Genomic DNA, 23,416 nt, shown 5'->3' on the forward strand with positions numbered 1-23,416 from the left:
CATGCACATTTTATTGACCGCCGATGGGCGCAGCCCCATCACCAAACGCTGGATTCAGGGACTTTTGGCCTTGCAGCACCGCGTCTCGCTGATTTCCACCTTTCCCTGCCAGCCGCCGGCCGGGGTTACCGATTTTCATGTGCTGCCCGTTGCCTTCTCTTCGCTGGGCGGCAGTCAGGCGTTGAATCGCTCTACCACTCCTGCCGCGCAGCCAGCCTCCCGCTCGCGTGGGGCCGTCTCCCGCTTCCGCGACGCCCTGCAAATCGCCCGCTACTGGCTGGGGCCTCTCTCCCTTCATTTTTACGGCCTACGCTTCAATCGCGTTGTTAAACAACTCCAGCCCGATATTGTGCACGCCTTGCGCATCCCCTTTGAAGGCATGCTGGCCGCCTACACCCCCGCTGGCATTCCGCTGGCCATTTCCATTTGGGGCAACGACCTGACCCTGCACGGTAATGGCTCCCCTTTAATGCGCGAACGCACCGAACAGGTGATCCGCAAAGCGCAGGGCCTCATGGCCGATGCCAACCGCGACATCCGCCTGGCGCGCCAATGGGGCTACCCGGCCGATTTTCCCTGGTTGGTCGTGCCTGGTTCAGGCGGCATTGATCTGGTGGAGATAACCCGCGCCGCCAGCCCCGGTTCGATCCTGGAGCAGTTCAATATTCCGGTTGGCGTACCGCTGGTAATTAACCCGCGCGGGTTCCGGCCGGGCAGCGTGCGCAACGATGTGTTTTTCGCCTCGCTGCCGCTGGCTCTGGAGCGCTGCCCCGAAGCGGTGTTTCTCTGTCCGGCTATGGCCAACCAACCCGAAGCCTTGCAGTGGGTTGAACGCTACCATCTGCAGAAGAACGTCTTTTTACTCCCATATTTATCGCAAGTGGAATTATGGAGCCTGTTCCGCCATGCACTGGCCAGCATTTCCATCAGCGTTCACGACGGAACGCCCAACTCGTTGCTCGAATCGATGGCCTGTGGGTGTTTCCCCATCGTGGGCGACATTGAGTCGTTGCGCGAGTGGATCACGCCCGGCGTGAACGGCTGGCTCGTCCCGCCCGATAATCCCCAGGCGCTGGCCGAAGCCCTCACCGTGGTACTGCACAACCCGGCGCTCCGCAAGTCAGCCGCCGAGATCAACCAGAAGATCATCCGCGACCGTGCCGAATTGAACCTGATGCGCTCGCAAATTCAAGTCTTTTACCAGCGCCTCGCTCCTTCCGCTTAAATAGAAAAAGGCGGGGTGATGCAAACCCCGCCCGCTGTACATTCATCCCATCCTAATTCAACACGCGGAACCAGGTACTGGTTGTGGTGCTCATTCCCTGGTAGTCCACCGTTACTTCTACTTCCACCATTTGCCGCGCAGGATAATCATCCACCTGAAAGACCAATTCAGCAATGCCGTCTTCATCCGTCAGCTCCGGTGAGCGGTAGACCGCGCCCAACTCACCCGGCAGATGAACGGCAATTTGCACACTCGCACCCGAAACGGGGTGCAGATTCTGATCTTGCACGATGATGAACACCTGCTGCTGGCTGCCTGAAACCGTCATCGCCCGAGAAACAAACGCCCGCGCCGTCAACTTCAACGGTGAAAACAACACATTCGAAGCCGGTTTCGCCTGCAAGAAGGCCTGGTTGCCGATGCGCTTGTCAAAGTAAATCCGTCCCAGGTCGGTCAGCCCAACGCGGCTGCCGGCTGGTTGTTCGGGCCGCCACTCAAAGCGCGCGCGCTCAAAATACTGCACCAGGCGGCCATCACGCTGTTCCAAACCCGAGATGGGGTTGCCAAACAGCACTGCGCCGTTGTGATTGTCAAAAAACGCCAGAAAGCCATAGCAAACTTGCTTGCCGGTTTCAAACCGCCGGCAGGCAGACACATTCGGATTGTCCGGCATAGCCAGCCCATCACCATCGTGCAGCAACTCGCCCAGCGGCGCCAGGCTGATCACTTCCACGCTGCCCTCCATTTTCAGGTCGAAGCGGGCGCGCTGGAAATATTGAGATTTCTGCCCGTCAATGGGGTCAATCAATTCGTCAGTAATCGGGTAACCGAAATACAGCAGCGGATCGTCAAAACTCTGGTAATAGGCAAGAAAAGGGCCTTTTACAGAATGCCCGGTCTCCGGGAAGAAGCGCTCGCCCCCGTCTTCTTGGGCGAGAACAGAACCCGGCATCCCCAGGCAAATTAATAAAAAGAGTATTGCGAGTGAAATAAAATAATATTTTTTCATTGCCTATACATTATTATTATACTGATTATTGTGTGAATAACAACTTCCACCACATTTTCGGTTGACTTTGGAATTTACCCCCACAGATAGGGTGAATTTTATTCCCAAACTTCAAACCACCCCGGCATTCTTATCCGTCAAACGATCATCTTCCAATAAATTGGACGGATAAATCGGTTAAATGTTACAAAATTTCCTGCGATTTCTCATCTAAATTTTAACATTAAATAGGCGGAGCTGCAAAAAATTTACGCATTTTTTATACCGGTAAAATCGATTTTTTCACAACAAATTTCCACTTCTCCAAAACGGACTGAATCAATGGTGGTAGGCGCGCGGGCTTTTTTCCGGCAGGCTTGTGAAAACCTTGTAACCATCTTTAACCAGTCTTGTCAAGCCGGGTCAACCGGACTATAATGTCTTTTCGGAAATTGATTGCTTGGATTGAGGTGAATTATGCCGGTATATACCTATAGGTGTGAGGAATGTGGATTCCAATTTGAACGCCAGCAGAAGTTTTCTGAGGCGCCTCTCACCCGCTGCCCGGAATGTGGAAAGCGATCGCTGCGCAAAGTATATACACCGGTTGGGATCGTCTTCAAAGGCTCTGGCTTTTACGCCACCGACCACAAATCACCTTCCGGTAATTCCTGGGGTTCGCGCTCCAGCAGCGATAACAAGTCTTCCGAATCCAAAGCGGAATCCACATCAAAGGATACGCCAAAGTCGTCCGCGGACAGTGACAAATAATCATATTGCTTTTCCAGTGGAACGCCCGTGCCATAACGGGCGTTTTTCATTCCCAACAACCTCCCCGCTCTGTATCCCAGCGGCCTTCACAGAAATCAATTATCCATATAATAATAGAGTATGAACGCATCCGGTCAATTGTCTCAGGCGGTTGAATGAAATCCTCTCAAAACAGAACTCCCATGCCCAAGCGCTGGCTCACCACGCTCTTCCTGGCTCTGAGCGCGGCAGCCTGGGCCGGCTGTTCGCCTCAAAACCAATCCATCCTGCCGTCTCCCAACCGCTGGAGCGTCTACGTTCCTGTTCTTGCCCTGGTGGTTATCTTCTTCCTATTTCTGACTGTCGCCCTCACCCTGCTTGCCCTTTCGGTTACCATCTGGATCGGGTGGGGGCGGGGCTGGCGGCCTAAAGACGGCTTCAAGCAGCTTCTCCACACCGCTTACCAGGCCCGGCCCGAATCTCACACCCAACCTGTCCGCGTTCGCAAAGCGTCCAAAGAAGTCGCCGCTTCTGCGCCCGCCGCTGCCCCCTCTCGCGCCGAAGTTACCCAGCAAATCGCCGTCCTCAAACGCGCCTGGCGCACCCGCCGCTTAGCGCTGGAAGACCTGCAGCGCTCGCAAAAACAGGTGATCTTGCGCCAGGCCGTGCAGCACGGGCAGGGCACCCAGGCCTGGTTGATCTCTCAGCCGCCCGAACTGGAAACCCATTCCCTGGACCCCATCCTTCAGCGCATTTTTGACTCGCCAGAGCACCCCGCTTTTGCGCAATCGCTACGCGCCATTCAAGAGAGCAAGCAAGAACTGCTGGAAATGCAGCGCCAAATCCGCGAGCTGCTCGGCCAATCGCGCAATGGAGGCAGGTAAACATTCATGAACGCGTCCACTCAGCCGGTTGAACTGAACACCGCCATGCTCGAAGCCCTTTCGCGGGTTACGCCTGGCTCGCGCGGACCGCTCTCTCCCCTGGCGCCGCACGAATATTCGTTTGAAGTTGATGAACCCATCCGCCAGCTAGTGGACCAGGGCTTTCTCAACCTGTCGGGCGAGCCGCAAGACTGGTTTTTACCGCTGCTGGAAACCCTGTTGAACCCCACCCGCGTCATCGAGCTGGACGCCAGCACCGGGCAGGATATTTCCCTGGCAATTTTCCTTCGCGAAGACTCGCCGGTAGTTACCCTGCGGCAGCTTGAAGGCCAGCGCCTTCAACTGGTGGCCCCCGATCAGCCGGAAGAATGCATGCAAATCCTCAGAACCTTGCCCGCCCCTGCCGACGCGGCCTTCAGCGCCAATCTCAATCTGAGCGAAAGCCGCCTGCTGGGCGCCCTCATTGATATCCAACGCCAAACCGCGCTGGTCTCTGCCATTCGCGGCCGCCAGCAAACCGCGGAGATTTTACCGGTGCAAAGCCGGGTGAGCAGCCTGCAGCGCGCGCTTAAAGATTCACAGGCCAATTTACTCTCGCTGGCCTGGTCGGCCAGCGCCTGCCTCAACAGCCTGCTGTCTGCCACCACCGAAAGCGATCCATCCCTAGAGCGAGACCTGCAAAACCTGGCCACCACCCGTCTTATCTCCTTTGACCGCGGCGAATACCAGCTTGATCCGCTGGTTGCCTCATGGGCCAATCACTTGCTTCTGCCCCAAGCCGGGCTTTCGCTCACCTTGCGCCAGCAAAACCTGGAAGGCAAAGTGCAAATCGAAAGCCTGATCTCCCTGCTTTCTCCAGACACCCATTTCACCATTATGGCTCGCGGGGGAGGCGTGGTCTCTTTCAACCCGCTCAACCCATCTTCCCTGCCGGAGATTTCCATCCGGCTGCTGCGCGGAGAAGGCTCTCTCTACGATCTGACCGGCCTGGGCAATTTACTCACCGACGTGGCGGTTTTCTTTTAACATTGGTGCGTTCATCCCTATCTTAAAATACCAGACGTTTTAAGATTGCCTGGCGCCATCCGACGCTTCAATTGGTTATAATAAAATTGTTCTAGGAATCGTACTCTCAAAGCGGCCGTCCAAAAGATTGGCTGCTTGATGTTTCTTAATTCACGACAAGGGGTTTTACCGGGTATGTCTTTCGTCCACCTGCATGTTCACTCTCAATACTCATTGCTGGATGGCTACAGCAGTATTTCCAAGCTGGTCAACCGCGCCAAAGAAATGGAAATGCCTGCCCTGGCTCTGACGGACCACGGCACCATGTTTGGCGTGATTGAATTTTTCAACACGGCCACCAAAGCCGGTATCAAACCCATCATCGGCCTGGAGACTTATGTCTCTGCCCGCCGCATGACCGACCGCGACCCGCAGTTAGACAAGCGCTCGTACCACCTTCTCTTGCTGGCCGAAAACGAAACCGGTTACCAGAACCTCCTCCAAATCGCCTCCGATTCGCAGCTACAAGGGTTTTATTACAAACCGCGCATTGACCACGAATACCTCGCCGCGCATTCCCAGGGCCTTATCGCCACCTCGGCCTGCCTGGCCGGTGAAATTCCCCGCACCATCATCGAACAGGGAGAAGAATACGCCGCCAAAAAACTGGATTGGTATTACGAGGTCTTCGGCAAAGACAACTTCTTCCTGGAATTGCAGCACCACAACATCAAAGAACTTCACCAGGTCAACAAAACCCTGCTGGAGATGGGCAAGCGCTACAACGCCCGCTATCTGGCCACCAATGACGTTCACTACGTTGACCGCGCCGATGCCCGCTACCAGGATATTATGCTGGCCATCCAGACCGGGTCGCTCCTTACCGACCCCGACCGCATGCGCATGGATGAAGACACCTATTATCTGCGCTCGCCGCAAGAAATGGCCGTTCTCTTCGCGGATGTGCCAGAGGCCATCAGCAACAGCCTGTTGATCGCCGAGCGATGCAACGTCAACCTCAAACCCACCGGCTATCACCTGCCGCTTTTTGAGGTCCCTTCCTCAGAAACCCCGGCCACTTATCTTCGCAAGCTCTGTGAAGAGGGCTTGCAGCTCCGCCTGGGGTCGCGCGCTTCTGACCCTGAAGTGCGCAAGCGCCTCGATTACGAACTCGAAGTCATTCACAACATGGGCTTCGATGCCTACTTCTTGATTGTGTGGGACTTGTGCCAGCATGCCGCCGAACGCAACATCTGGTACAACGCGCGCGGATCCGCCGCCGGTTCGCTGGTGGCGTACACCCTCTCCATCACCATGGTCGAGCCAATCGAGCACGGCCTGATCTTCGAGCGCTTTCTCAACCCCAGCCGCATCAACATGCCCGATATCGATCTTGACTTTCAAGACGACAAGCGCGCTGAAATGATGCAGTACTGCTCCGAGAAATACGGCGAAGATAAAGTCGCCCAGATTATCACCTTTGGCACGCTGGGCGCGAAAGCCGCCATCCGCGATGTGGGCCGCGTGATGGACATTCCCCTTTCCGAAGTGGACCGCATTTCCAAAATGCTCCCCACCATTCCCGGTAAAGGTCTGGATCTGAAAACCGCCGTGCAGGAAATTCCGGAGCTGAAAGCCGTCTACGCAGAGGCGGATTACATCCGCGACCTGATCGACACCGCCAGCGAAATGGAAGGTGTGGTGCGCAACGCCGGCACACATGCCTGCGGCGTCATCATCACCGACCAGCCCATCACCACCTACGCGCCGCTGCACCGGCCCACCAGCAACGCCGAAGACACGCCCATCAAATCAGTCGCACAGTTTGAAATGTCCATCGTCGATTCGATGGGCCTCCTCAAAGTGGACTTTTTGGGTCTGATCACCCTCACCATCATGCAGCGCGCCTGCGACCTGATTAAGGCCCGCCACGGCAAAGATTACAACCTTTACAACATCCCTCTCGACGATCCTTACACCTTTGAGTTTTTGGGCCAGGGGCGCACTGCCGGCGTGTTCCAACTGGAAGGCACCGGTATGACACGCTATCTGGTGCAGATGAAGCCCCAGAACCTCTCCAACATTATCGCCATGGTGGCGCTCTATCGCCCCGGCCCGCTGAAGTTCATTCCGGATTACATCAAATGTATGCACGGCGAGCAGCCAGTTACTTACCGCCACCCCGCGTTGGAGCCCATTTTCAAAGAGACCTTCGGTATTCCAATCTACCAGGAACAAATCATGTTCGCCGCGATGGACTTGGCCGGTTACTCCGCCTCTGAAGCCGACGGCTTGCGTAAAGCTATCGCCAAAAAGAAAGCCGCTGACGTTGCCGAGCACCGCCAAAAGTTCATCGCTGGGGCAGTGGAACACGGTATTGACCAGCCCACCGCCGAAGCCATTTTCACCGATTGGGAAGATTTTGCCAGCTACGGCTTTAACAAAAGCCACGCGGCGGTATACGCGGTTGTGGCCGTGGAAACCGCTTATCTGAAAGCTCACTACACCGTAGAGTACATGACTGCTCTGCTCTCGGCCTCAAAAAACGATAACGATAAAGTGGCGCTTTACGTAGCTGACTGCCGTTCCATGAACATAGACGTTTTGCCGCCTGACATCAATAACAGTGGGTGGGACTTTACCATCGAAGACCGCGCCGGTGTCCCTCCCGCCATTCGCTTTGGCCTGGGTGCGGTGAAAAACGTGGGGCAGGGCCCGGTAGACTTGATTCTGGAAGCCCGCCGCGAAGGGCCATTTAAGGACTTGAATGACTTCTCCCAACGAGTCGACCTGCGCCATGTTGGCAAGCGCGCTCTCGACAGCCTGGTGCGCGTTGGCGCTCTTGACCAGTTTGGCCCCCGCAACGCACTGCTCGAAGCCCTGGATCGCATTCTCTCGGTCAGCGCCAGCCACTTCCGCGCGGTGCAGTCCGGCCAGCTCAGCCTGTTTGGGGCGGCAGCCGGCATGGATGACCAGATTATTCTGCCCACTGCCCTGGTGCTGGACCAGCGCGAACAACTGGAATGGGAGCGCGAACTACTCGGATTGTATGTATCCGATCATCCCCTCACCCCCTACCTTAAAGTGCTGCAGAGCAAAGTAACCCATTATTCCAGCCAGTTGGCCGATGCCGCCAACCGCCAAATGGTTACTGTGGCCGGGCTGGTTACTCGTTTTCGCCGCCACGAGACTAAAAAAGGCAGCTTGATGGGCTTCGTCACCATTGAAGATATTCAAGGCCCCATCGAACTGCTCATGTTTCCAAAAACCTGGGACGCATACGGCAGCCTTATCATGAACGATGTGGTGATTACTGCCAAAGGCCGCGTTGATGCGGAAAACGGTGACCCAAAAGTGATTGTCGATAGCGTGGCGCAAGAGACCTTGCAGGAATACGAAAGCTACCTCGGCACCGAAGATCTGCTGGCCTTCAGCCCCGAAGACGCGCTTTTGCTCAGCCCGGAAGAAAGAGAATTTTTCGAGCAGGTAGAGTCCCCGGAGATTCGAGAAAGCACCGCTGCATACCCAGCTGCGCCCGCCGCGGTCCCATCGTTCACGTCTTCTTCCACGGCCGACCACGCGCCCGCGCAAAAAACTGAGCGCATCGTCCCTCCCATTCCCGAAATTCCTGATTGGGACCTCGCCCCCGAAGACGGTTTCCATTTTTCACCCTCACAGCCCGAACAGGCTGTTCCGGCCCAACCGAAAAGCGCCTCCCCGGCAGAGCTGCCCAAATCCGAGCCTCAACCGGCGCAGCCTGCCAGCCACCCCCCCGCGGCCCCCGCGCAGCAGCCCATCCTCACCCATCCCACACCCGAAGCGGAAAAACGCTTCCCGCCCGCCAGCCAGGCCTTTGGCCCGGCCACCTACTACATGCCGCCTGCCAACTACACCTGGGGTAATCCCAAGTCCGACGAAGCCCCGCGCATGATCACGGTCACCCTGACCGGCAGCGGTCTGAAAAGTCGCGACTCACGCAAGCTCAAATGCGTGTATAATTTGCTCCGTTCGTCTCCAGGCAGAGATAAGTTTTCTTTCGCGCTGCATGAAGGTGGCCGGTTTCGCCTGATTGAATTTCCCAATGACACGACCGGAATCAATCAAGACCTCATCAACCGGGTAGCCGAACTGGTAGGCGACGAGAACATTCAAGTCTCAGAGATCACATATTTATAATTGCTTCAATGTAGTGAGGATGTTAAATGGGTCAGAAATACAAATCAATTGGCGTGCTCACCTCGGGTGGCGACGCGCCAGGCATGAATGCCTGCATTCGGGCAGTCGTGCGTTCTGCTTCAGCGATGAACATCAAAGTATGGGGGGTAGAGGGTGGATTCACCGGATTAATCCGCGGTAAATACAAAGAAATGGGCAACCGCGACGTGGGCAACATTCTCCAGCGCGGCGGCACCATTTTGCAAACCGCGCGCTGTGAAGAGTTTCGCGCCCCAGCCGGGCGCCGCGAAGCCCTGCGTGAAATGAATAACGCCGGTATGGAAGCCCTGGTGGTTATTGGCGGGGATGGCTCGCTCAACGGAGCGCAGAAACTGGCCGAACTGGGTGTTCCGGTCGTTGGTGTGCCTGCTTCGATTGATAATGACATTTACGGCACCGATATGGCCATAGGCGTGGATACCGCACTCAACACCATTGTAGATGCCATCGACAAACTGCGCGACACGGCCTCATCGCACACCCGCGCCTTTCTGGTAGAGACCATGGGGCACGCGTCGGGCTACCTGGCCATCCAGGCAGGTATTGTTACCGGGGCAGAAATGGTCCTTGTTCCCGAAGTCGCCACGAGTGTGGAAGATGTGGCTGCTCGTGTGGAAGAAGCCTACCGGCGTGGAAAAGCGCACTGTATCATTGTGGTGGCCGAAGGCTTCAGCCCCCCCACTAATGAACTTGCAGAAGCCATCGACAAGCTCGACCACGGATTTACCACGCGTGTCTCCATCCTTGGCCACATCCAGCGCGGTGGCAGCCCCACCGCCTTCGACCGCATGCTGGCCTCCCGCTTTGGCATGAAAGCGGTTGAATTTCTGGTTGACGGCAAATTAAATATGATGACCGCCCTGCGCGGCCGCGAAATTGTCCCCGTGCCGATAGCCGACGTGGTTTCCAACGCCCGCCCCGTCGCCGAAGAATACATCGAAATGGCGCGCGTGCTGTCTTTATAATTCACAACAAAGAATACTTAATAAGAAGACCCCTCCATTGTGTGTTCATGGAGGGGTCTTTAATCTCGTTATTTCTCGTCGTCTCGATCGCGCAAATGTGGGAAGAGAATGACTTCTCGAATGGAATGCTTATCCGCCAGAAGCATCACCAGGCGGTCGATGCCCATGCCGAACCCCCCCTGGGGCGGCATACCATATTTCATCGCCTGCAGATAGTCATCGTCCATCGGGTGGCGTTCTTCATCTTCATCCTCGTAAGCGCGCCCCATCTCCAGGAAGCGGCTCTCCTGGTCCAGCGGATCATTCAGCTCTGTGAAGGCGTTGCACAACTCCATCCCGCCGACAAAACCCTCAAACCGCTCCACCGTCTGCGGGTCGCCCGGTTTGCTTTTGGCCAGTGGAGAAATATCCCGCGGATAATCATACAAAAAGGTTGGCTGAATCAGGTTCGGCTCCAGAAAATCGCCCAGCAGTTGGTCCACCAGCTTGCCCCACGGAGCGCCTGGTTTGGGTTTAATGCCTTTGGCCTGCATCGCCGCCGCCAGGCTTTCGGCTTCGCGGTGCGCGTGAATGTCGATTCCAACCGCGTCCATTAAACCCTGGCGCAGTTCCAAACGCCGCCAGGGTGGGTTCAAGTCAATCTCATTGCCCTTGAAAGTGGCCTTGCGCGTGCCCAACACCCGGTCGGCAACATGAGCCACCATATTTTCGGTAATTTCCATCACTTTCAGGTAATCGGCGTACGCCATGTAATATTCCAGCTGCGTGAATTCCGGATTGTGCTTGAAAGACACGCCCTCGTTACGGAAATCGCGGCCAATTTCATATACCCGGTCGAACATGCCCACCACCAATCGTTTCAGGTACAGCTCAAAAGAAATGCGCAGGTACAGGTCTTGCTTCAACTGGTTATGATGCGTCACAAACGGGCGCGCCGCAGCTCCACCGTAGATCGGCTGCAGAATGGGGGTTTCCACTTCGATGAAATCCAGGTTATCCAGATATTCACGGATCGCCCGCACCGTTTCGGTGCGCAGCCGGAAGATCTTGCGCACATCCGAATTCACTGCCAGGTCCGCATAGCGCTGCCGGAAACGTGTCTCCGGGTCATTCAGCGTGGCGTGGCGCACCACCTTGCCATCCACCACCTCATCTTTGGCCGCTGGCAGCGGCGAAATGGCCTTGGCCAGCATGGTGAAGTCTTCTACATGAACCGAGATTTCGCCGGTTTTCGTGCGGAACAGGAAGCCGCTGGCCTGAATATAGTCGCCCAGGTCAAACAGATCGCGCAGAATGGTCATCTTTTCTTCGCCCAGTGTGTTTACCCGGAAGAAGAGCTGCAAACGCCCGGCGCGGTCTTCCACATGTGCGAAGCTGATCTTGCCCATCGGGCGCATGGAGCGCAGGCGCCCGGCCACGGTCACTTCCACGCGCGCTTCGGGGTTGGCGGCTTCGGCTTCTTCAAAAGCCTTCATCGCCTCAACCGTGGTATGGCTGGGATTGGAGCGCGTGGGGTAAGGCTCCATCCCCAGTTCGCGCAAGCGGGCTATTTTTTCATATCGGTTTCGTTCCAGTTCATTTAAGTCCATGCGACCTGCTACCTCAATATAAGTAATCAATGGTTATTTCACAAAAAACCCCGCCCAAAACGTTTCGGGCGGGGGAATCGATCATCCCCGAATTATTCTACCTTCAAAATGGTCACCGTAAAGGAACCCGCCGGCGCGTTAACCGTGACGGTGTCGCCTGCCCGACGGTTGACCAGGGCTTTGCCTAACGGTGATTCGTTGGACACTTTTCCCTGCGAGGGATTGGCTTCTGCCGCGCCAACGATAACGTATTCTTCTGGCTCGCCGTCTTCCTCTTGAATGGTGACCCGCGTGCCAACCTGGATCACACCAGTTTGTTTAACGCCCTCATCTACAATGCGAGCGGTTGCCAAAAGAATTTCCAGTTCTTTGATTCTGCCTTCCACAAAAGCCTGCTCATTTTTGGCCGCTTCGTATTCGGCGTTCTCAATTAACTCACCACCCTCAATGATGGCCTCGTGCAAACGTTCGGCGATCTCTTCCCTGCGCTCATCGCGAAGAAAATCCAACTCTTTTTGTAATGCTTCAAACCCTTCTCGCGTCAAAAAAGATGTCGTCATCTTGGTTCCCTTGAGGTCCTTATGGTTAGTGTCCGGCGTGTCTTCTCCTGCTGCGCCAGAGATGTTGCTTTGGTACAAGTCTGATTGGATAAATTCGTTAAAAGAATAAAAACCACTCCGGTGGAGCGATTTCGTGAAGCAAGAATCTCAAGCAGGTTTTTAGTAGTCCTTATCTTATCACAAACTCTATGCCTGCGCAAGCCGTTTTCAAGCCGCCGTCTTGCTTGCCAGCCGCCGCGCGCCCCAACCCAACCCGCTGCCGGCTGCGCCCACCAGGCTGTAAATGAACACCCAGATCAAAAAGGTTTCATTGGCCACCAGCAGCATGAAAGCCATCGCCGCAACAAACCCCAAAACACCTCCCACCCAAAACCGCCTGGTCAACCACCCCAAAATCCCCCCTGCCAGGAATAAAGCCAGCGGAAAAACCACAATCACCAAAAATATCGTGTCCTCGTACCAGGGCATCATCACCTTCTTTCAAGCGTTAAATCGCATGTGCGACTTGCATTTAATAATATCTCCAAAATGTGGGTATAATACCCTAACCCTACACACCGGAGTAAGACCATGACCGCTTCAAAAGTCTATTTTACCAACATGCGCACCAAACCCGGAAGAAACATGTTGGACAAACTCACCGCTTTGCTAAAAAAAGCGGGGATGAACACCATTCATTTTGATAATAAGTTCACGGCTGTTAAGATTCACTTTGGCGAACCAGGCAACCTGGCCTACATCCGGCCCAACTACGCGGCAGTCGTCATCCGCGAGATCAAAAAATTAGGCGGAAAACCTTTCCTCACCGACGCCAATACCCTCTACCACGGACGGCGTGCCAACGCCGTGGACCACCTTCAGTCTGCAATGGAAAATGGCTTCAACCGCATAGCCGTCGGTTGTGATGTGATCATTGCCGACGGCCTGACGGGCAACGATTATATCGAAATCCCCATCGAGCTTAAGCACTGCCAGACCGCCAAAATTGGCTCTGCCATTGCCCAGGCCGATGTGTTCATCAGCATGACCCATTTTAAGGGCCATGAAATGACCGGCTTTGGCGGCGCGCTCAAGAACATCGGCATGGGCAGCGGTTCAGTGGGCGGCAAGATGGAAATGCACTCCACTTCAAAACCGGTCATCGTGGAAGAAAACTGCACAAGCTGCGGAATTTGCATCCGCAACTGCGCTCAACACGCGATCTCTTTCAATGACAACAAGAAAGCCGCCATCAATTACGACCTGTGCGTCGGCTGCGGACAGTGCGTGGCAGTTTGCCAGTTCGACGCCGCGCGGGTGATCTGGGACAAATCCGGCGACACCGTGGCCGAAAAAATCGCCGAATACGCCTACGCTGTCTGCAAAGACAAGCCGCATTTCCACATCTCCTTTGTGATGAACGTCTCTCCCGATTGCGACTGCTGGGATCTCAATGACCAGGCCATCGTACCCGATATTGGCATTTTCGCCTCATTCGACCCAGTAGCCCTCGACCGCGCTTGCGTGGATATGGTCAATCAGGCGCCTATGATTTATGGCAGCGTCCTCACTGATAAAGACTACGAAGAAGGCGAGCACGAAGACAAATTTGGGCACATCCACCCCGACACCCACTGGAAAGCCTGCCTGGATCATGCCGAAAGTATTGGTCTCGGCACGCAGGAATACGAACTGGTGATGGTGAAATAACCCGAAAAAAAAGAACCCCGCGCAGGGGTTCTTTTTTCACTCTTTAGTCCATCAGGGTTTGTATATTCCGACCAGCTCGGCCTGCGCCAGGATGTGATTCTGCATAGCCGCTTCAATCTGCGCCTTGCCCACCCCCTCTGGCAGGTTTAACATCATATCCAGGGCGTACAACTTAAAGAAATAGCGGTGACTGGCTCCCCCGGGCGGGCACGGCCCGCCGTATTCATTTCGCTTCCACGAGTTCCGTCCCAACCGCGTTCCTTCGGGGTAGGCCTGCGCGTCTTCTGCCAGCTCGCTGGTGTTCGCCGGCAAATTGAACAAAATCCAATGATCCCAGGTGCCCACTGGCGCGTCTGGGTCATCCATGATCAACACCAGGCTGGCTGTTCCTTCTGGAACGCCCGCCCAGCTCAACGGCGGAGAAATATCTTCTCCTTTGCAAGTATACAATTCCGGAATGCCGGCGTTTTGCTCAAAAGCCGGGCTGGAAATTTTCATACCCATTTCTGAACCCTCCTCTGGCGTAGAAAGCGCCGCCCCCTCTTCCACGGACGGCGGCATTTCTGCCGGAGCCGCCTCGGGCGGCGCGCAGCCTGCCAGCGCCATAACCAAAAGCAACATTCCAATCAGGTGATGAAAGTGTTTCATAACTTCATTATAAGGAAAATGGTCCGCTTTGCCATCTGCCCTGGCGATTATAAATTTTTATTCTTTTTTTATCCCACTTTTACGGTCTCGTTATTCATCCAACCGCCGAATGCTTCTATGATGGGGAAATCTGGCAGGGAGGAAAGGACTTACAGCAATGATCAGACCACAAGGTAATCCGGGCGATTCTTCCTTGCCTGCCCCTTCTGACCCGCCGGTACCTTCAGCAGATCAGCCCATCCATACGGATTGCCAATGGCCGCCCGAATTTTTCACCCAATTGGTCGAAAACCTTCCCGAAGCCGTTCTGGTTACCTCCCTTCACAACGGCCGGATTGTATACTGCAATCCCAAGGCGGCGCAGATGCACGGATGCACTTCTCCACAGGAACTGATCGGCAGCCCTGGCAGCCAATGGATGGCGCCGGACAGCCAGGAGAAAATGCGCCAGTTTGCCCTGGCTTTCGGAGACAAATCGCCCTCCGGCGCGCTTCAGCTAACCCTGCGCCGCAAAGACGGAACCTGCTTTCCCGCCGAACTGGAAGTCAGCTTTCTCTCTGGCCCCACCGGGAAAACCCGTTGCTGCTTGAATGTCATCCGAGACATTACCTGGCGCTGCCGTCTGGAAGAGAACCTGGAGAAATATCGCGCCCAACTGCTGGATATGGTAGAGCGGCAGACCAAAGACCTGACCCTGGCGAATCAGCAGTTACAGAACGAAATTGAGCAGCACTGCCGCACCGAAATCGCGCTGAAACGAAGCGAGCACCGCTACCGCAGCTATTTGGAAAGCCAGAAAGAGTTGATCGCCCGCTTTGCGGAAAATGGCCGCCTGGTCTACGCCAACCCGGCCTTCCGCGCTTTCTTCCCAAACGTCGAATCCTACAGCCTTGCCGAGATTCAGAGCAAGCTGATCCATCCCAGCCAAAAAGATCAAATCCAATCCCTGTTTGAGAACTGCCAACCACCGTTCCAGACGGTTTTCCTCGCCAATACCCGCACACCCTCCGGTTACCGCTGGATTGAGTGGAATATACAGAGTGTGGAATCCGGTCATTCGCAGTCTGTTGAATACCAGTGCGTCGGCCGGGATGTTACCCGCCAAAAAGAGCTGGATGAGGAAAAAGAAGAACTGATCCGCGGGCTGCGAGAGATTTCCCAGCACATTTACACAATCTAAGCAGCCATCCCCTTTCTGCCCGGAATGACGAGCGCCCTTCTCGGCGTGCGATCCTGTTTTATCCATAGCAAAAAAAATGGCTCTCCTTCTCTTCAGAAATTGAGGGCCAGTTGTCTGAAAGACCTAAAGAAATACCGCCTCGCAGCCGATACCCAATATAGACCACTTTCAATCCACACCTCAAACCGGGGTGCGAGGTTGTTTTAATCCACTATTACCCTAAAGACCAAAGGGACTCGACCGCACATGACCCTTAACCTCACCCGCACACTGATCCAATCCATTCCCAACCCGGCAGCCATAACCAGCCCCGAAGGTGCTGTTTTGCTGGCAAATGAAGCCTTTGCCAATCTGCTCAATCTCCCGGCAGACCAAACCGGCCAATGCCGCGTCTCATTCCCTGCCAGCGGACCAGCCCAAACCATTTCGCTCCACTGGCAGCAACAGCAGCGCGCCTGTTTAGCCACCGTAGAAGAAATTGAATTCAACGCTCAGCCCGCTTTCTGGGTCAAAATCGCCGCTCAAAATGACCAACCCCTATCCATGGTGGAGATTTCCGAATCCAACCTGGTTAAGGGAATCTTTCAAACCGTTGAATTGATCATCCTGATTTTGGACCAAAGCGGCAGCATTGTCCAATTTAACCCCTTCTTTGAGCAGATTACCGGCTACACGCTGGAAGAGGTTCGTGGAAAAAACTGGTTCGCCACCTTCATTCCCGATTGGGAACATGAAAATGTAAAGAAAGCGTTTGCCAAATCCTTTCAAAACCAATCCACACGCGGAAACATCACGCCCATCAAAACCCGCCACGGGCAGCTGCGTTTGGTGGAATGGTACGACCAGCCCCTCAAGAACACCAGCGAACACACCCAGGCCATCCTGGCCATTGGCATTGATATTACCCAGCAGCTTCAAACCGAGCGTGCCCTGCGCCAGAATGAGGAATTGTTCTTCCAGTTGACCGATAACATCAACGACGTCTTCTGGATTCGGGATTACGATACCCGCGAGATTTTATACGTCAGCCCGGCCTACGAGCCAGTTTTTGGGCGCTCCTGCGACAGTTTGTACGAAAACCGTAATGATATTTTTAACGACGTCCATCCCGACGACCAGGAACGGGTGCAAAGGATAGCCTCGCGCCAATACCAGCACGGAGAATTCTTCAACGATCAGTTCCGCATTCTCCGCCCAGATGGCTCGCAGCGCTGGCTGCATCTGCGCTCTTTCTTTGTCGTAGACGGCGAACAGAAACCCATCCGCGTGGTCGGCGTTGCCGAAGATATTACCGACCAGCGTGAAGCCGCCGAGCGCATTGAGCGTCAGGTGCAGCAGTTGGCCGCCCTGCGCCAGATTGATATCTCCATCACTTCCAGCCCCGACCTCAATAAAACCCTGCAGGTGCTCATCGAGCAGGTGATCGCCAACCTGGACGTAGACGCCGCTGATGTGCTCCTGCTGGACCGCGACACCGGGCAGCTTCGCTACATTTACGGGCGCGGCTTCACCTCGCAGCTTGTCGATTCGGCCCACATTCGCCTGGGCAAAGATTTTGCCGAACGCGCGGTTATCGAAAAACGCCTGATCAAAATCAACCACCTGCAGGAAAAAATCACCTCGCTCAGCATGGCCCCGGTAGTGGCCGCCGAGCAGTTCGTGGCCTATTACTGCATGCCGCTCATTTCAAAAGGCGACGTCAAAGGCGTGTTGGAGGTGTGGAACCGCACCCCGCTGAACGGCAACCCAGAATGGGTCGCCTTTTTGGAAGCGCTGGCCGGCCAGGCCGCCATCGCCGTGGACAACGCCTCCCTATTCAACGACTTGCGCCAGGTAAACACTTACCTCACCCGCGCTTATGACGCCACCATTGAAGGCTGGGCCCGCGCCCTGGAACTGCGCGATGTGGAAACTGAAGGCCATTCCCGCCGCGTAACCGAACTCACCCTGCAAATGGCCCGCGAAATGGGCTTTGGCGGAGACGAGCTGGAACACATTCGCCGCGGCGCGTTGCTGCATGATGTGGGTAAAATGGGCATCCCCGACAGCATCCTGCTCAAACCCGGCCCGCTCACCCCCCAGGAATGGGAAATTATGCGCAAGCACCCCATCTACGCCTACGAATCGCTCCTGCCCATCGAGTTTCTGCACCCGGCGTTATCCATTCCTTTATATCACCACGAAAAATGGAACGGCAGCGGCTACCCGCATGGTCTGAGCGGAGAAGAAATCCCCCTCGAAGCGCGCATCTTTGCCGTGATCGACGTGTGGGATGCCCTGCGCTCACACCGCCCCTACCGCAGCGCCTGGAATATGGAACGCACCCTCGATTACATTCAGGGCGAAAGCGGTCGCCACTTCGATCCCACCGTGGTCAAAGCGCTTGCCCAGATGGTGGAAAAAGACCGCCAGGCCGCCCTGGAAAGCAGTTTATGACCTCCAGGCAACAATTACCAATAAATTACCATCAATTTTCCGAAAACTCTAAAGTCTGCCGCAAGACATCCGAAAATGATAAGTGAAAGAACAAAAAAAGAGCAGTTCAAAAATGGAGAGGCGATCAAGAAAAAACAACTGAACGCAAACCCACACAGCAGCGCCGGTAACCGGCTCCCACTGGCGCAAAGGTAACCCGAGCCACATCGTACTCGAAAAACCAATCGTATCCAAAAGGGGAAGGATCCCCGAATAATCAACTCAAACATGGAGGTTTGAAATGGCTAGTGATTTGACCCGTATTGCCGGTAATATCGGCGCAATGAATTCGCTCTGGTCTTTGAGCAACATCAACAAACAATTGTCTGTGCACCAGTCTCGCCTGGCGAGCGGCAAACGCATCAACACCGCCGCCGATGATCCCGCTGGTCTGACGATTGCGACCAAAATGCGCGCCCAGAGTGAAGGTTTGGGTGTGGCCCTGGGTAACATCTCGGATGCCAAAAACTTGCTGGCAGTTGCCGAGTCCGGTATTGGCCGCATCAACGACATCTTAATTGAAATGCGCAACAAGGCTCAGGCCGGCGCCAGTGACACGATGGGCTCTGCGGAGCGCGCGGCCCTGGTGCAGCAGATGAGCGCTTACGCCGCCCAGGTTGACGACATCGTCACCCAGACCAAGTGGAACGGCGAGAAACTGATCGATGGTACTTACGACACCGCGAAATCGTTGACCTTCCAGACCGGTGCTGATCAGGGCGACACCACCTCGCTCTCTGGACTGAAGAAACTGTCCGCCACTGCGGCTGATGGCCTGGCCCTGGCAAAAGTCAGCGGCGCTGCCTCCGTCACCGAAGGTCAGGACATCGCTGGCCTGATCTCCAGCCCCGTGGTTGGTGCTGGCGACAACGCGAACATCGAAAACCTGTCCACTGGTACCTACACCGTGCGTGTTTCCGGCGCCACCGCTGGCAGCGCGAAGATCGAACTGCTGGATAGCAACGGCAACGCCATGCTGATCTCGAACACCCCGGCCACCGGTTTGGGTGACGCGACCAAAGCGTTGACCGCGCAAGACCTGGATGGCGCAACCACCGATGTTGACTTTGGTAATGGCCTCAAAGTGACCATCGCTAACCTGAACGGCCAGACCAACTTCGACCTGAGCGCGACCGTCAACTACACCGCGGGCAACCAGACCGTTCTGCAGTTCAACCATGATGGCGCCGACCGCCGCCTGAATTCTGACGGCACGACGTCCACATCGAGTGATGGCGGCACCACCTGGGTAGCCGGCACCGCCTCTGAAGACTTCTCGGCTTACATGGACTACATCAACACCAAGCTGACCACCGTGACCGAACAACTCTCCAAAGTCGGTTCGCTCACCGGCCGCCTGACCTTCAAAGAGGACCAGGTTTCCGCAGCCAAGATCAACGTGGAAGGCGCTTACAACCGTATCATGAACGCCGACATGGCCGAAGAACAGGTGAACGCCAGCAAGTACCAGATCCTGCAACAAACCGCTACGGCGATGCTGGCCCAGGCCAACTCCGCTCCGCAGTTCATCCTCTCGCTCTTCCGGTAAACCGGCAAAACAAGTATCATATAGGCAAATCTGGCGGGAGGCGCTACACGGCGCCTCCCGCACAAGCCCATAAAAAAGCAGGTGTGCGATGGCAACTTCATCCATCAATAACTTAAGTTCAACTTACCGGTCTTTGATCAGCAACATCCTTGAGTCTGAAAAACAGCCCGTTTACCGGCTGGAACAGGAAAAGGACACCCTGACCGTTCGCAAAGCCGTGTATGAGGACTTAAAAACCAAACTCGACAGCCTGCAGTCCGCCACCCGCAAAATGATCAGCAGTGATGTTACCTTTGGGTTCAACCCCGGCAGATCCGTCAGTATCAGCAATGCCACCACCGGTTACACCGTTGCCAGCGCCACCGTTTCCAACAGCGCCATCACTGCTTCCTACAACCTGGCCGTTACCACCCTGGCTAAAGCCCACACCGTGCGCTCGGATGCCTGGGCGCTCACTAACCAGGCCTTGCAGCTCACCGGCACCTTCCGCATTGGCGGCGCGGCCAGCCGCTCCGTCAGCGGAGAAGTGCCCACAGCCGGAACCGTGGACAGCTTCGGCACAGCCGAAATCACCAGCGGCAAACAGGAACTGAAATCCGGCAAATATTATGTGGAAACCCAGCAAACCGCCGAAGGCGCCTGGCAGTTCCGCGTGGTAGATGAAAAAGGCGCGGCGGTTTCCATCCAGAGCACCACCAGCGCCACTTCCTACACCAGCGGCTGGCAGAACATCCCGGCTGGCGGCGGCGCGATCGACACCGGCCGCGGCCTGGTGATTAACCTGGGCAGCGACGACCAGCTCTACACCGCCGGCAGCATCAGTGTCAACGGCAGCAGTGTTGAGCGCGGCAGCGCCGCTGAAGTTTCCTACACCGCCAAAGGCGCGTCCATTTCAGTGGAAACCACCGACACCCTGCAAGGTATCGCCGATAAAATCAACAGCGCGTCCTATGCCGAAGGGCAGGAAGTCACCGCCACCATTATCAACAAGCAGCTCGTCCTGGCCTCCAAAAACACCGGGTTGGGGCACGAAGTGACCGCCGTCGATACGTCCGGCGCTGTTCTGCAAACCCTGGGGCTGCTTAAAGCCGACCTGTCGTTCAAAAACGTCGTGCAGCCCGCTTCGGACGCCGTCTTCACCATCAACGGCCTTCCGGTTACCCGCTCCACCAACACCGGCCTTACCGATGTCATCAGCGGCGTAACCCTCAACCTGGCCGCGGATGCCGAAGGCAAAACCGCCACCCTCAACGTTTCCAGCTCCAACACCGACGCCACCAGCGTTATTAAAAGCTTCATGTCTTCCTTTAACGCTCTGCAGACGTATCTCAAAGGCAAAACGGAAGTCACCAAAAATGCCGACGGCTCCTACACCCGCGGTTCCCTGGCCGGTGAATATATCTTCAAAAGCCTGCGCAGCGATCTCTACAGCCTGTTTCTCACTTCCCGCACCAATACCGGCATGCTGCGCAACCTGTCCGAAATTGGCCTGGGGCTTGATGACAGCCAGAACGCGGTAATTAAAGACGCCAGCAAGCTGGAAGCCGCGCTCACCAATGACTATGACAACGTCAAAGCATTGCTCAACTCCGTCATGACCGCGGTGGATGTCAAACTGGGCACCTTTACCGGTGATAACCGCTACATCGACTCCAGCATGACCGCCATCGATTCGAAGACCGAATTGCTGACCAGCCGCATCAACACCTACAACCAGCGTCTTACCCGGCGTGAGGAAGCCCTGGTTGCCCAATACGCCAGCTTGCAAGCCCAAATGCAAATGATGGAATACACCACCCAGCAGCTCAGTCTCTTTACCGCTCAAATGTTCTCGTATTGATATTAGAGCGAGTTTAGTGTAAAAGGAAAACCGAGGAGGATATCATGGAAACACCTCCCATCCAATCCATTCATAGCAGCGATACCAGCGACCGCGAAACTGCCGCTGTTACGCTCAAGCAGGCTCAGCAAGCGCTGGCGCGCCAGGCTGCTGCTCGCCAGAACGATCAGGCTGCCGCCGAAACTGAACGCCAAAAAGACCAACAGGCCGAGGTTTCTCAGGCGCGCATGCAAATGAACGTTCAGCTCAAATTCAAAGTGGACGCGGAAACCAACGACGTAACCATCCTGATTCTGGACCGCCAATCTCACCGAGTGATTCGCACCATCCCCTCTGAGGAGATATCCAAGCTCAAAGAGGGTGATCTGGTGGAATTGTTTGCTTGAGGTTGGCAGATCGAATAAGAGGTTTTTTTCAGCCTGGCCAAAAAGGTCAAGTCGCAAAAAAACCTGCCGATAATAGAATCAGAAACGAAGAAAGAACACTTTAGAGGAGAGACGCGATGTACCAGCAAGCATACGGAAGCCAGGAATACCGCCAACAAGATGTCATGGGCGCCAGCCCCATTCGACTGGTGATTATGGCTTATGATTTCGCCATCAATGCCTGCGATGCCAAAGATTTCGAAAAAGCCGCCCGCGCCATCAGCGTATTGCGCGACGCGTTAGACTTTGATTACCCCGAAGTTGCCACCGGCCTGTTCCGCCTTTACCAGTACAGTCTCGACAATTTGCGTGCCGGCAACTTTGAAGGCGCCCGCTCCATTCTGGTTGAGTTGCGCGACGCCTGGAGCGGAGCCGAAAAGAACGTAACCGCCCGCACCCTTCCCAACCGGGCTTACACCCAATCAGTAGCACGCGCAGCCGCATAATTCTCCCATTTATCCGTAGAATCTTTCCAAACAGAGCGTCCCCAGCGGCGCTCTGTTTTAATTTCACGCATTTTTTATTTGTTGTTCACAGAGGCTTTACTGATATTAAATCCGCCAAATGTTACTATGGTCTCGTGATGGTTGGAATCATCAGACTTTAGAACAGGAGACGGGTATGAGCTTTTGGAACACCTTACGAATCGGGGCATCTGCGCTTTCTGCGCAGCGCCTGCGCTTGGACTTAATTTCCAATAACATCGCCAACGCGCAGACCACCCGCACCGAAAACGGCACGCCCTACCAGCGTCAGGACGTCATTTTCCAACCCCAGGGTTCCAATCCCAATGTTCCCCTGCCCGCCCCCATCGCCGCGCGCCTCGAACAGCGCGGCCTGCTCAACAGCCAGTTCGGCGGCGTGGAAGTAAACCAGATCGTTACCGACACCGAAGAAGGTCCCCGCGTTTACGACCCGCAGCATCCCGACGCCGACGAAGAAGGCTATGTAACCTACCCCAATGTCAATCTCGCCTTTGAGATGACCAACATGCTTTCGGCCACCCGCTCTTACGAAGCCAACCTTTCGGTCATTGACGCTGCCAAACGCATGGCGCTGAAAGCCCTGGATATTGGGAAGTAACCCCTTCCAGCCGATAAAATCCGAAACATCTGAACACAAGGATTGAACCATGGAAATTCGCACCATTTACAACCCCATCTCCAACACGGCCTCCGCTGCCTCAGCTCCCAAATCGGAAACCCAGCCCCTGGAAAAAACCTTTGGCGATATTCTGAAAGGCCTCACCGCCTCAGAAAACAACGCCAACGATATGGTTCAGAAACTGGCCATGGGAGAAGACGTAGAACTGCATGACGTGATGCTCGCCGTGGAAGAGAACGATGTGAACTTCCGTGTGGCCATGGCCATTCGCGACCGTCTGGTCGAAGCGTATCAAGAAGTCATGCGCATGAATATCTAAAGTAAG

Annotated in this window: 20 protein-coding genes and 1 pseudogene; 15 read left to right on the top strand and 6 right to left on the bottom strand. The window is 55.4% G+C overall.

The features are described from left to right. The first annotated feature begins 1 nt into the window (after position 1). A complete protein-coding gene (locus ADN00_RS17125) occupies positions 2-1,225 on the top strand; it encodes a glycosyltransferase (RefSeq protein ID WP_075064237.1) in 1,224 nt (407 codons plus the stop codon). A gap of 52 nt (positions 1,226-1,277) precedes the next feature. On the opposite strand, the gene ADN00_RS17130 is transcribed toward ADN00_RS17125, so the two are convergent. Beyond that, a complete protein-coding gene (locus ADN00_RS17130; RefSeq protein WP_075064238.1) occupies positions 1,278-2,234 on the bottom strand; it encodes an LGFP repeat-containing protein in 957 nt (318 codons plus the stop codon). A gap of 456 nt (positions 2,235-2,690) precedes the next feature. Here ADN00_RS17130 and ADN00_RS20345 point away from each other — a divergent pair. After that, positions 2,691-2,834, top strand: a pseudogene (locus ADN00_RS20345) (FmdB family zinc ribbon protein); the annotation flags it as partial. A gap of 14 nt (positions 2,835-2,848) precedes the next feature. On the opposite strand, the gene ADN00_RS20350 reads toward ADN00_RS20345, so the two are convergent. Beyond that, positions 2,849-3,034, bottom strand: coding sequence for a hypothetical protein (locus ADN00_RS20350; protein ID WP_236691539.1), 186 nt, complete (start codon positions 3,032-3,034; stop codon positions 2,849-2,851). Positions 3,035-3,139: 105 nt separating this feature from the next. On the opposite strand from ADN00_RS20350, the gene ADN00_RS17140 reads away from it, so the two are divergent. The 4 genes from ADN00_RS17140 (at position 3,140) to pfkA (ending at position 10,032) form a co-directional block, all read left to right on the top strand. Next, a complete protein-coding gene (locus ADN00_RS17140; protein ID WP_152966408.1) occupies positions 3,140-3,847 on the top strand; it encodes a hypothetical protein in 708 nt (235 codons plus the stop codon). Positions 3,848-3,853: 6 nt separating this feature from the next. Then, the gene (locus ADN00_RS17145) at positions 3,854-4,873 is read left to right on the top strand and encodes a hypothetical protein (protein ID WP_075064241.1); all 1,020 of its coding nucleotides are present in this window, start codon (positions 3,854-3,856) and stop codon (positions 4,871-4,873) included. 174 nt (positions 4,874-5,047) lie between these two features. Further along, a complete protein-coding gene (locus tag ADN00_RS17150; RefSeq protein WP_075064242.1) occupies positions 5,048-9,028 on the top strand; it encodes a DNA polymerase III subunit alpha in 3,981 nt (1,326 codons plus the stop codon). 26 nt (positions 9,029-9,054) lie between these two features. After that, positions 9,055-10,032: a 6-phosphofructokinase gene (gene pfkA / locus ADN00_RS17155; protein WP_075064243.1), complete on the top strand. Its 978-nt coding sequence runs from the start codon at positions 9,055-9,057 to the stop codon at positions 10,030-10,032. Between the two features lie 68 nt (positions 10,033-10,100). On the opposite strand, the gene lysS is transcribed toward pfkA, so the two are convergent. From lysS to ADN00_RS17170, 3 genes are all read right to left on the bottom strand, one after another. Continuing rightward, positions 10,101-11,621, bottom strand: coding sequence for a lysine--tRNA ligase (lysS, locus tag ADN00_RS17160; protein WP_075064244.1), 1,521 nt, complete (start codon positions 11,619-11,621; stop codon positions 10,101-10,103). Between the two features lie 92 nt (positions 11,622-11,713). Beyond that, positions 11,714-12,181: a transcription elongation factor GreA gene (gene greA / locus ADN00_RS17165; protein WP_075064245.1), complete on the bottom strand. Its 468-nt coding sequence runs from the start codon at positions 12,179-12,181 to the stop codon at positions 11,714-11,716. Between the two features lie 207 nt (positions 12,182-12,388). After that, on the bottom strand, positions 12,389-12,649 hold the full coding sequence (locus ADN00_RS17170; protein ID WP_160317560.1) for a DUF2651 family protein: 261 nt from the start codon (positions 12,647-12,649) through the stop codon (positions 12,389-12,391). A 102-nt stretch (positions 12,650-12,751) separates the two neighbouring features. Here ADN00_RS17170 and ADN00_RS17175 point away from each other — a divergent pair, with 102 nt between their 5' ends. Beyond that, on the top strand, positions 12,752-13,870 hold the full coding sequence (locus ADN00_RS17175; RefSeq protein WP_075064247.1) for a DUF362 domain-containing protein: 1,119 nt from the start codon (positions 12,752-12,754) through the stop codon (positions 13,868-13,870). Positions 13,871-13,921: 51 nt separating this feature from the next. On the opposite strand, the gene ADN00_RS17180 is transcribed toward ADN00_RS17175, so the two are convergent. Continuing rightward, positions 13,922-14,518 (bottom strand): YbhB/YbcL family Raf kinase inhibitor-like protein, encoded by a 597-nt coding sequence (locus ADN00_RS17180; protein ID WP_201781220.1) that lies wholly within the window; start codon positions 14,516-14,518, stop codon positions 13,922-13,924. 157 nt (positions 14,519-14,675) lie between these two features. On the opposite strand from ADN00_RS17180, the gene ADN00_RS17185 reads away from it, so the two are divergent. The 8 genes from ADN00_RS17185 to fliE all read left to right on the top strand — a co-directional run bounded on the left by ADN00_RS17185 (position 14,676) and on the right by fliE (position 23,410). Continuing rightward, positions 14,676-15,698, top strand: coding sequence for a PAS domain-containing protein (locus ADN00_RS17185; RefSeq protein ID WP_075064248.1), 1,023 nt, complete (start codon positions 14,676-14,678; stop codon positions 15,696-15,698). Between the two features lie 246 nt (positions 15,699-15,944). Further along, positions 15,945-18,134: a PAS domain S-box protein gene (locus ADN00_RS17190; RefSeq protein WP_075064249.1), complete on the top strand. Its 2,190-nt coding sequence runs from the start codon at positions 15,945-15,947 to the stop codon at positions 18,132-18,134. A 280-nt stretch (positions 18,135-18,414) separates the two neighbouring features. Continuing rightward, on the top strand, positions 18,415-19,722 hold the full coding sequence (locus ADN00_RS17195; protein WP_075064250.1) for a flagellin N-terminal helical domain-containing protein: 1,308 nt from the start codon (positions 18,415-18,417) through the stop codon (positions 19,720-19,722). Between the two features lie 88 nt (positions 19,723-19,810). Further along, positions 19,811-21,562: a flagellar filament capping protein FliD gene (fliD, locus tag ADN00_RS17200; protein WP_075064251.1), complete on the top strand. Its 1,752-nt coding sequence runs from the start codon at positions 19,811-19,813 to the stop codon at positions 21,560-21,562. 44 nt (positions 21,563-21,606) lie between these two features. After that, the gene (locus ADN00_RS17205; RefSeq protein ID WP_075064252.1) at positions 21,607-21,948 is read left to right on the top strand and encodes a flagellar protein FlaG; all 342 of its coding nucleotides are present in this window, start codon (positions 21,607-21,609) and stop codon (positions 21,946-21,948) included. A gap of 116 nt (positions 21,949-22,064) precedes the next feature. Further along, the gene (locus ADN00_RS17210; RefSeq protein WP_075064253.1) at positions 22,065-22,433 is read left to right on the top strand and encodes a flagellar export chaperone FliS; all 369 of its coding nucleotides are present in this window, start codon (positions 22,065-22,067) and stop codon (positions 22,431-22,433) included. A gap of 175 nt (positions 22,434-22,608) precedes the next feature. After that, positions 22,609-23,070: a flagellar basal body rod protein FlgC gene (flgC, locus tag ADN00_RS17215; protein ID WP_075064254.1), complete on the top strand. Its 462-nt coding sequence runs from the start codon at positions 22,609-22,611 to the stop codon at positions 23,068-23,070. A 49-nt stretch (positions 23,071-23,119) separates the two neighbouring features. Beyond that, the gene (gene fliE / locus ADN00_RS17220) at positions 23,120-23,410 is read left to right on the top strand and encodes a flagellar hook-basal body complex protein FliE (protein ID WP_075064255.1); all 291 of its coding nucleotides are present in this window, start codon (positions 23,120-23,122) and stop codon (positions 23,408-23,410) included. Positions 23,411-23,416: the final 6 nt, after the last annotated feature.

Source organism: Ornatilinea apprima, from assembly GCF_001306115.1.
GTDB classification, from domain to species: domain Bacteria; phylum Chloroflexota; class Anaerolineae; order Anaerolineales; family Anaerolineaceae; genus Ornatilinea; species Ornatilinea apprima.

Excerpts from the sequence above, each read along its gene's own strand:
- ADN00_RS17125 (WP_075064237.1), top strand. The coding sequence starts at position 2 with ATGCACATTTTATTGACCGCCGATGGGCGCAGCCCCATCACCAAACGC.
- ADN00_RS17130 (WP_075064238.1), bottom strand. The coding sequence starts at position 2,234 with ATGAAAAAATATTATTTTATTTCACTCGCAATACTCTTTTTATTAATT.
- ADN00_RS20350 (WP_236691539.1), bottom strand. The coding sequence starts at position 3,034 with ATGAAAAACGCCCGTTATGGCACGGGCGTTCCACTGGAAAAGCAATAT.
- ADN00_RS17140 (WP_152966408.1), top strand. The coding sequence starts at position 3,140 with ATGAAATCCTCTCAAAACAGAACTCCCATGCCCAAGCGCTGGCTCACC.
- ADN00_RS17145 (WP_075064241.1), top strand. The coding sequence starts at position 3,854 with ATGAACGCGTCCACTCAGCCGGTTGAACTGAACACCGCCATGCTCGAA.
- ADN00_RS17150 (WP_075064242.1), top strand. The coding sequence starts at position 5,048 with ATGTCTTTCGTCCACCTGCATGTTCACTCTCAATACTCATTGCTGGAT.
- pfkA (WP_075064243.1), top strand. The coding sequence starts at position 9,055 with ATGGGTCAGAAATACAAATCAATTGGCGTGCTCACCTCGGGTGGCGAC.
- lysS (WP_075064244.1), bottom strand. The coding sequence starts at position 11,621 with ATGGACTTAAATGAACTGGAACGAAACCGATATGAAAAAATAGCCCGC.
- greA (WP_075064245.1), bottom strand. The coding sequence starts at position 12,181 with ATGACGACATCTTTTTTGACGCGAGAAGGGTTTGAAGCATTACAAAAA.
- ADN00_RS17170 (WP_160317560.1), bottom strand. The coding sequence starts at position 12,649 with ATGCCCTGGTACGAGGACACGATATTTTTGGTGATTGTGGTTTTTCCG.
- ADN00_RS17175 (WP_075064247.1), top strand. The coding sequence starts at position 12,752 with ATGACCGCTTCAAAAGTCTATTTTACCAACATGCGCACCAAACCCGGA.
- ADN00_RS17180 (WP_201781220.1), bottom strand. The coding sequence starts at position 14,518 with ATGAAACACTTTCATCACCTGATTGGAATGTTGCTTTTGGTTATGGCG.
- ADN00_RS17185 (WP_075064248.1), top strand. The coding sequence starts at position 14,676 with ATGATCAGACCACAAGGTAATCCGGGCGATTCTTCCTTGCCTGCCCCT.
- ADN00_RS17190 (WP_075064249.1), top strand. The coding sequence starts at position 15,945 with ATGACCCTTAACCTCACCCGCACACTGATCCAATCCATTCCCAACCCG.
- ADN00_RS17195 (WP_075064250.1), top strand. The coding sequence starts at position 18,415 with ATGGCTAGTGATTTGACCCGTATTGCCGGTAATATCGGCGCAATGAAT.
- fliD (WP_075064251.1), top strand. The coding sequence starts at position 19,811 with ATGGCAACTTCATCCATCAATAACTTAAGTTCAACTTACCGGTCTTTG.
- ADN00_RS17205 (WP_075064252.1), top strand. The coding sequence starts at position 21,607 with ATGGAAACACCTCCCATCCAATCCATTCATAGCAGCGATACCAGCGAC.
- ADN00_RS17210 (WP_075064253.1), top strand. The coding sequence starts at position 22,065 with ATGTACCAGCAAGCATACGGAAGCCAGGAATACCGCCAACAAGATGTC.
- flgC (WP_075064254.1), top strand. The coding sequence starts at position 22,609 with ATGAGCTTTTGGAACACCTTACGAATCGGGGCATCTGCGCTTTCTGCG.
- fliE (WP_075064255.1), top strand. The coding sequence starts at position 23,120 with ATGGAAATTCGCACCATTTACAACCCCATCTCCAACACGGCCTCCGCT.